Here is a 991-nt window from a genome sequence, read left to right on the forward strand (position 1 = left end):
ACTGACGTTTTCTCAGCGAAATGATCTGCGCGAAGTAGCCACGAAGCGCGCTCAGGGGACGGGCCCGGTGTCGAGCCGTAGATGCACACAGACGTGAAGCCTCTGGTAGGACAGGTCTCACCACAAGATCATGTCCGTAGCTACCAGAGGCTTCACGTTGGTCACCTATGTTGCCACGCTCGACGTCCCGCGCCACATCGTGGAGTACCTCGCGCGCCTGCTCGCCGCCTACCGCCGCCGGATCGGCACCCCGCGCCGCAGCCGGGCGCTGGGACCGTTCCGCCAGGCCGTGCTGGTATTGCGCTGGTTGCGCGAACGCAGTTGCGTGCACCGCCTGGCCCGCGACGCAGGCATCTCCCAGGCCACCGGCTACCGCTACCTGCACGAGGCCATCAGCGTCCTGGCCGAGCAGGCCCCGACCTTGCACGCGGTCCTGGATCGCTGCCGAGACCAACAGATGACGCACGTGATCCTGGACGGCACGCTGATCCACAGCGACCGTGTCGCAGGCTTGCGCGACAACGGCAACGACCTGTGGTTCAGCCAGAAACACAAGGCGTTCGGCGGCAACGTGCAGTTCCTTGCCGCGCCCGACGGCGCCCCGCTGTGGGTCTCTGATGCCGAGCCCGCTTCCACCCCTGACATCACCGCAGCCCGCGTCCACGCACTTCCCGCCCTTTACCAGGCCGCCGCCAACGGGCTGCCAACCTTGGCCGATAAGGGATACATCGGCGCCGGCATCGGCGTCTGGGTCCCCGTTCGCCGACCCAAGGGCCAGTCTGAACAGGCACTTCACACCGACACCCGCACGCGCAACACACTCCTGCGCAGCGTCCGGGCCCTGGGCGAACGCGCCGCCGCCGAACTCAAACAACGCTGGCGTGCCCTGCAGCACATCACCCTCAGCCCCAGCCGGATCGGCGATATCGCCCGTGCCGCCCTTGTCCTCAACAAAATCTGGAAGTGATCATCACTGAGAAAACCTCACTGA

General features: G+C 66.1%; 1 protein-coding gene. It reads left to right on the plus strand.

Going from position 1 to position 991, the window contains the following annotated elements:
• Positions 1 to 157: 157 nt before the first annotated feature.
• Positions 158 to 967, plus strand: a complete 810-nt coding sequence (locus ETD83_RS41985; protein WP_138650791.1) for a transposase family protein — start codon at positions 158 to 160, stop codon at positions 965 to 967.
• Positions 968 to 991: the final 24 nt, after the last annotated feature.

Source organism: Actinomadura soli (assembly GCF_005889715.1).
GTDB classification, from domain to species: Bacteria; Actinomycetota; Actinomycetes; order Streptosporangiales; family Streptosporangiaceae; genus Spirillospora; species Spirillospora soli.